Below are 5,372 nucleotides of genomic sequence, written 5' to 3' on the forward strand. Positions count from 1 at the left end.
TCCTGCGCCATCGAAGTTTGATCTTTGCCAGCGAAGCTTGATCATTAGTAAGTTCATGCCATCGAAGTTTGATCGGTTTTGACGGCTGATGATCAGGGGTGGCGGTGGGGCGGGTCGCGGGTGCGTACGCGGATCCTGACCTTGATGCGTTTGACCTGGGGTTCCTGGAGGACGGCGTACAGGTTCGGCGGTCTCTGGCTGCGTGCTGGGGTGTTCGGTTCGAGCAGGTGGCGCCGGTGCGTCCGTTCCGTTGGCCCAAGGGCGGGAAGAGCTTCGCGGGCTGGTACTTCTGCGCGACGACGGGCGAGCACATCGGCTACGAGTCGTGGCTGGAGCGGGACCGGCTGATCCTCTTGGACGCCGATCCGCAGGTGACGGGGATCGCCTCGCAGCCGTTCTGGCTGCACTGGCATGACGGCCAGCGGCGGCGTCGGCACGCGCCGGATTACTTCGTGCGGCTTGCGGACGGGCGGGGCCGGGTGGTCGACGTGCGGGCCGCCGACCGGCTCGACGAGGCGGCGGCGCAAGCATTCGCGGCGACAGAGCGGGCCTGCGGAGCGGTCGGCTGGGAGTTCGTCCAGGCCGGTGTCGTGGATCCGGTGCTGATGGCGAACATGCGGTGGTTGTCGCGTTACCGCAGGCGGCGGTGCCTGCGCCCGGATGTCGCGGATCGGCTGCTGGAGGTCTTCAGAGAGCCGCGACCGCTGCGGCCGGGGGCCATGGAAGCGGGTGATCCGCTGCTTGTGCTGCCGGTGCTGTTCCACTTGCTGTGGTCCGGTGTCCTGGCGACGGATACGGATGGGCGGCTGCTGGGCTCGGACTCCGTGGTGAGTTTGGTGAAGGGGCAGGGATGGGTCAGCTGACGCGGCCGATGGGCCTGGCGGTCGGGGAACGGGTTCGGTTCGACGGGCAGGTTCGTCTGGTGCTGGCGGTCTCGGGCCGGTCGGTCGCGCTGTCCGACATGGGCGGCACGCCGCGGGCTGTTCCGCCGGCCGTGCTGTTCGCCGACGCCGACTTCGAGGTGGTGGAAAGCCCAGGACGAGCGCCTTTGCCGCCGGTGTCCCTGCTGGAGACCTTGCCGCAGGCGGCCTTGGCGAAGGCTCTGTGGTGGGAGACGCACGTCCTGGAGGTTCTTCACGGCTTGCCGCCGGACGCGGATGCGGGCACGGAGCCGAAGCCCGAGTACGCCCTGTCGCGCTCGCTGACCGCACGGGAGAAGGCGAAGGCCGTCGAACTCACCGCGGCGGGGCACAAAGTGACCGCGGGGACCGTCGCCAACTATCGCCGGCGTTACGAGAAGGGCGGGGTGATGGGGCTGGCCGATCACCGGCCGGTCCGCAGGACGCCGCAGTACGGCACAGTGGACGACGCGGTCGTGGCGGCGATGCGCCAGGCGATCAGCGAGGCCACCGACGCCTCCACCCGCACCGGAACGTTCCTGCTCTGGCGGACCGAGCAGATCGTCAGGGCCAGCGAGGCCGGCAGGGAAGCGAAACTGCCCTCACGCCGCACGCTCTACCGGCTGCTGGACAAGCTCACCACGGGCACCCACACCACCGGATCGGCAAGGACGCGCAGGTCACGAGCCCACGGGGCGAATGCTCCGTTCGGCGAGCTGCCTGCGTTCGCACCGGGCGAGGTGATGCAGATCGACTCCACCCCGCTGGACGTGCTGGTCCGCCTGGACGACGGAGTGACCGGCACCGTCGAGCTCACCGGCATGGTCGACGTCGCGACCAGGACCGTGACCGCGGCGGTGCTGCGGCCGACGACGAAGGCCGTCGATGCGAGCGTGCTGCTGGCCCGCACGGTCACCCCGGAATTGATGCGGCCGGGCTGGGTTGATGCCCTGCGGATGTCCCGCTCAGTGCTTCCCCATCGGCGGATGCTGACCTTGGACGAGCGCCTTGAGCATGCGGCCGCCAGGCCGGTGATCGTCCCCGAGATGATCGTCTGCGATCACGGCAGGGCATTCATGTCGCGCAACTTCCTCGCGTCCTGCCGGTTCCTGCAGATCGATCTCCAGCCCGCCCACAAGGGTTCGCCGTTCGAGAAGGGCACGATCGAGAAGACGCTCGCGTCGGTCGGCACCCTGTTCACCCAGTTCCTGCCCGGCTTCACGGGCAACACCACCGAGCACCGCGGCCGGCATCTGGAGAAGCAGCCCCTGTGGTCCCTGCCGGAACTGCAGGAGCTCCTGGACGAGTGGATCGTCGCCCACTGGCAGAACCGGCCGCACGACGGACTGCGGGACCCGGCCGCGCCCGGGCGCTCGTTCACGCCCAACGAGAAGTACGCCGCGCTAATCGAGGCCTGCGGCTACGTCCCGGTCGCGCTCAGCGGCAACGACTACGTGGAGTTGCTGCCCTCGCTCTGGCGCGCGGTCAACGACTACGGCGTCAAGATCAAACGCCGCACCTATGACAGCCCCGCCCTGGCCGGACTGCGGCGCCAGCACTCCGGCGTCAAGGAGAAGAGGGGTTTGTGGGAGGTCCACCACGACCCCTACGACGTCTCCCGGATCTGGGTCCGCGACCACCACAACGGCAACGGCTGGATCGAGGCCACCTGGAAGCACCTGCACCGCGTTCCGGTCCCCTTCGGCGAACTGGCCTGGGACCACGCCGCCCTGAGCCTGCCCGACGCGACCGAGGCCGAGATCGCCGACGCGGTCGCCGCCCTCCTGGCCAGGGCTCACGCCGGCCCCAGCCAGCCGGCGAACCCGAAACGGACCGCTCGCGACAAGCGGGTCGCCGCCCGAACCCGCGCCGCCAAGCCCACCAGCCCCGTCCCCGCCACCTCGACCGCACCCGAGCCCACCGACCAGCAGGCGCCGGACCAGGACACCGAGCCGCTGGCCGAGGTCATCCCGCTGGGACTGTTCAACCCGCTCGAAGATCCATGGAGACGCACGTGACCGCCCCCGGCCGCATACCCGACACCGCCCCGAACACGGCGGACGACCAGGCCGGATACCAGCTGACCACACGACAGGGATGGCACCGCTTCACCGCCGACCCTCCCGCACCGCCCGCGCTGCTGAGCGCAGACGACTACGAACGGCTGGAACCGCTACACCGGCAGCTCTACGACGAGGACCGGCTCGACCACCACGCTCGGCTCCAGGTGGTCGCCACCTCCACGGTCCGGCATACCGTCACCTGCGGACGCCGCCTCGTCCTGCTCAACAAGCACGCGATCAGCGCCCGCCGAGGGCTGATCGTCTCCGGCCCCGCCGGCACCGGCAAGACCATCGCCATCACCCAGCTCGGACGGACCCACGAACTCCTCGACCAGGCCCGCCACCCGCACACCACCGGCCGGATCCCGGTCGTCTACATCACCGTCCCACCCGCCGCGACCGCCCGCATGGTCGCGGCCGAGTTCGCCCGATTCCTCGGTCTGCCGGTCCGCCGCAGTTCCAACATCACCGACGTCATCGAGGCGGTCGTCGGCGTCTGCACCGACGCCCACACCGGGCTGGTCCTGGTCGACGAGCTCCACAACATCTCCCTCACCAGCCGCACGGGCGCCGAGGTCGCCGACACGCTGAAGTACTTCTCCGAGCGGATACCGGCCACGTTCATCTACGCCGGGATCGGCATCGAGCAGTCCGACCTGCTCTCCGGAACCCGGGGCCAGCAGATCGCCGGCCGGTTCACGCTCGTCCCCACCGCCCCGTTCCCCTACAACACGGAGTGGAAGGGCCTGGTCGCCACGCTGGAAGGCACCCTGCTCCTGCACCGCCACCAACCCGGCACCCTCACCCGCCTGGACCGCTACCTGCACGACCGCACCGGCGGCATGATCGGCGCCCTGTCCCACGCGATCCGCGGCGCCGCGATCGATGCCATCCTCACCGGCGCCGAGGCGATCACCAAGGAGTCGCTCGCCGCCGTCCCGCTGGACTACTTCTCGGACTCGCTGCCGCGCGTCCGCGCGGGGGCCCGCCGGTGACCGACAGCCTGACCAGGCCACTTGCCCCGCTGCCGATCAACGTCCGCCCCCGCCTCGGCGAGGCCACCGTCCACTACGTCCAGCGCCTCGCCCACGCCAACCACCTCAAGCCCACCTACCTCCTGCGTGTCCTCGCCAGGCCCACGCCCTCAAGACGCGTTGGAGTGGACCTGGAGAGACTGGCCACTCTCAGCGGACGCTCCACCGACATACTCAAGATCACCCTCGCCGATGCCGCACCGCCCGGCCTCCCCGTCGAAACCCCCACCACCGTCCGGCTGGAACGCATCGCCGCGCGCAAGGGCCGTCACCGCAGCTTCAACGTTGTCGGGCAGGTCAGGCAGAACGCCCGAAGGAGCAAGGGAACCCTGCGTCAGCTCTCCAACGAGTGGGACATACCGCGCTGGCTCATCAAGCGGATCCTCAGCCCCGCCTTCCCCGACCGCCCTCCAGCGATTCGGCTCTCGATCACCGAGAGAACCCACGCCACGCTCCTGGCCTGCTACGAACAGGGAATGACGCCCGGGCAGGCCTGGACCGACCTGCTCGACAACCACGACACCCCGTTCATTTCGGAGCATTCCGTCCGAATCCGTTTCGGGCAATGGGACCGCGAACGGGGAAAGGCCCGACTCGAACCGGAGTGACTCACTCAAACTTCGATGGCACAAAGCAGCAGGCCGCCTGTCAGTGCGAAGACCTACGTTGTCACCGATATGGAACCGAACAGACGGGGACCGAGATGGCACTGACGTTGGACGAGGCCGTGGCCCAGCTCGGCCACCGGCTCTCACCCAAGCGGCGTTCCGCTGCAACACGCCTGCGCCGGCTTGCCGACCCCATCGCGGGTCCGTCGCTGCTGGAGGCTCTTCAACGGGAGGTTCGCGACACCCGCACATGGGAGACGCAGTACCAGATCGTCATGGCTCTCGGTACTTGCAGCCACCGACCTGCGCTCGGTCTGCTTCAGGAACTGGCAAAGCGCCCCATCAGGGCCACCATGGTCTATGTCGCCCTCGGCGACGCCATCGTCCGGCTGAGCACACCCGAGGACACAGCCGGCTCCCTGCGATGGTGCCTCGACAGCGGAACCCCGATGCTCGCCGACGGAGCCCTGCGCTCCGTCGCCATGCAGCGTCTCACCCCAGACGCAGCCACGATCGACTACATCCTCGACTACCTCGGCCCCCTGGACCCCCACGACGGACGCCGGTTCTGGGCCGCGGCCGCCGCAGCGGGATGGCCAGGCCCCGCGGTCAAGAGGTTCCTCGAAGAATGCGCAGCCAGCCCCCGCACCGACGTGGCCAGTGCAGCCGTCTCATCCTTGCAAGGCAAGTACCAGACCTACTCACCCCTATAGATACCCGACCCGATCAAACTTCGATGGCACGCGCTCAAGGTTCGATGGCACAGGA

The 5,372-nt window shown here is 69.0% G+C and carries 5 protein-coding genes; all 5 read left to right on the plus strand.

Annotated features, from left to right (window positions below):
* The first annotated feature begins 98 nt into the window (after positions 1 to 98).
* The 5 genes from ACFQ87_RS44010 to ACFQ87_RS44030 all read left to right on the plus strand — a co-directional run bounded on the left by ACFQ87_RS44010 (position 99) and on the right by ACFQ87_RS44030 (position 5,317).
* Positions 99 to 863 carry a TnsA-like heteromeric transposase endonuclease subunit gene (locus ACFQ87_RS44010; protein WP_380616673.1) on the plus strand — a complete coding sequence of 255 codons (765 nt, stop codon included), beginning with the start codon at positions 99 to 101 and terminating at the stop codon, positions 861 to 863.
* On the plus strand, positions 851 to 2,917 hold the full coding sequence (locus ACFQ87_RS44015) for a Mu transposase C-terminal domain-containing protein (RefSeq protein ID WP_380616674.1): 2,067 nt from the start codon (positions 851 to 853) through the stop codon (positions 2,915 to 2,917). The genes ACFQ87_RS44010 and ACFQ87_RS44015 overlap by 13 nt, the downstream gene beginning before the upstream one ends.
* Positions 2,902 to 3,957 carry a TniB family NTP-binding protein gene (locus tag ACFQ87_RS44020; protein ID WP_380616675.1) on the plus strand — a complete coding sequence of 352 codons (1,056 nt, stop codon included), beginning with the start codon at positions 2,902 to 2,904 and terminating at the stop codon, positions 3,955 to 3,957. Before ACFQ87_RS44015 ends, ACFQ87_RS44020 begins: the two co-directional genes overlap by 16 nt.
* On the plus strand, positions 3,954 to 4,604 hold the full coding sequence (locus tag ACFQ87_RS44025) for a hypothetical protein (RefSeq protein ID WP_380616676.1): 651 nt from the start codon (positions 3,954 to 3,956) through the stop codon (positions 4,602 to 4,604). Before ACFQ87_RS44020 ends, ACFQ87_RS44025 begins: the two co-directional genes overlap by 4 nt.
* Before the next feature lie 95 nt (positions 4,605 to 4,699).
* Positions 4,700 to 5,317 carry a HEAT repeat domain-containing protein gene (locus ACFQ87_RS44030; protein ID WP_380616677.1) on the plus strand — a complete coding sequence of 206 codons (618 nt, stop codon included), beginning with the start codon at positions 4,700 to 4,702 and terminating at the stop codon, positions 5,315 to 5,317.
* Positions 5,318 to 5,372 lie beyond the last annotated feature (55 nt).

The sequence above is a fragment of the Kitasatospora sp. NPDC056531 genome, from assembly GCF_042794375.1.
GTDB lineage: Bacteria > Actinomycetota > Actinomycetes > Streptomycetales > Streptomycetaceae > Kitasatospora.

Bases quoted from the DNA above. Each gene is read 5' to 3' on its own strand.
- ACFQ87_RS44015 (WP_380616674.1), top strand. From the start codon at position 851: ATGGGTCAGCTGACGCGGCCGATGGGCCTGGCGGTCGGGGAACGGGTT.
- ACFQ87_RS44020 (WP_380616675.1), top strand. From the start codon at position 2,902: ATGGAGACGCACGTGACCGCCCCCGGCCGCATACCCGACACCGCCCCG.
- ACFQ87_RS44030 (WP_380616677.1), top strand. From the start codon at position 4,700: ATGGCACTGACGTTGGACGAGGCCGTGGCCCAGCTCGGCCACCGGCTC.